Source organism: Borrelia crocidurae (genome assembly GCF_000825665.2).
In the GTDB taxonomy this organism is placed as follows: domain Bacteria; phylum Spirochaetota; class Spirochaetia; order Borreliales; family Borreliaceae; genus Borrelia; species Borrelia duttonii.
In genome coordinates this window covers 806,828-808,062 of the sequence record NZ_LN609267.1, presented here as the reverse complement: position 1 = coordinate 808,062, position 1,235 = coordinate 806,828, and the positions used below count along the sequence as shown (strand labels likewise).

1 protein-coding gene is annotated in these 1,235 nt (G+C 25.4%); it reads left to right on the top strand.

Translation table 11 applies throughout. From position 1 onward, the window contains the following. Positions 1 to 17: 17 nt before the first annotated feature. Positions 18 to 1,097: an NAD(P)/FAD-dependent oxidoreductase gene (locus tag BN1173_RS03875; RefSeq protein WP_040236755.1), complete on the top strand. Its 1,080-nt coding sequence runs from the start codon at positions 18 to 20 to the stop codon at positions 1,095 to 1,097. Positions 1,098 to 1,235: the final 138 nt, after the last annotated feature.

Sequence of the window (1,235 nt, the reverse complement as noted above, 5' to 3'; positions counted from 1 at the left end):
ACATAAAGGAAAACTAAATGGAATATGAATTTGCAATTATTGGTGGTGGGATTGCTGGAAGTACTTTAACTTATGAAATACTTCAAAGAAAAAAAAGTGTAATTTTATTTGATGATGGCATTCAAAAAGCAACAACAATAGCAGGAGGAGTTATTAACCCCATTATGGGAAGAAAAATGAATATTGCTTGGAGAGAATCTGAAATTTTTTTCTTTGCAATTCAATATTACAAAGAAATGGAAAAAAATATTCATTGCAATTTTTTAAAAGAAATTCCTATTTTTAGACCATTTACCACAAAAACACAAAAAGAAGAATTACTTTCCAAAATAAATAATTATTCAAATATAGAAAAGTTTATTATCGAAATAAAAAATGACAAAATAAACGATTTCTGTAATGACAATGATGGAGGCATACTAATCAAGGGAGCAACAATTAACACAAAACTATACATAAACAATCTCAAAAAATACTTTATTAAATATCAAGCATATACAGAACAAGAAATAAATGATAAAAATCTTAAAATAGATGAAAATTTCTTTACAATAAACAAACTTAAATTTAAAAAACTAATATTTACAAAAGGATATAAAGAAAAAATTGAAGGACTCTTTTCATATCTTCCATTTAAATTAGCAAAAGGAGAAATGCTTATAGTAGAAATTAAAGGTCTCAATCTAAAAGAAATATACAATAGACATGTATCACTAATACCTCTAGAAAATAGCAAATACTATCTTGGAGGAACTTATGAATGGAACACTTTAGATACAAACACAAATGAATGGGCAAAAAAAGAATTATTAAAAAAACTAGAAAAAATTACAAATCTAAATTATAAAGTAATAAAACATAAAGCACACATAAGACCTGCCACAATTGATAGAGAACCATTTCTTGGAGAACATCCACAATATAAAAATATATTTATCTTAAATGGATTTGGAACAAGAGGAATATCAATGGCACCATATTTATCTAAAAAAATCTTAGATTATATTGAAAACAAATCTAATTTACCAACTTATTACGATATTAAAAGATATGAAAACTTATATAATCATTCAAATAAAAAAGGTACTATCAAATAACCAATTAATTCGTATTAGAACTTTTAGTGAACTACTATTTCTAAATCAAAGATTATAGAAATAGCTTCTTGTTTCATCCCATGATAGCTTTTTAGGTTCTATAAGAACGGTCATCCACTAGAGCATGGTCCACAAGCT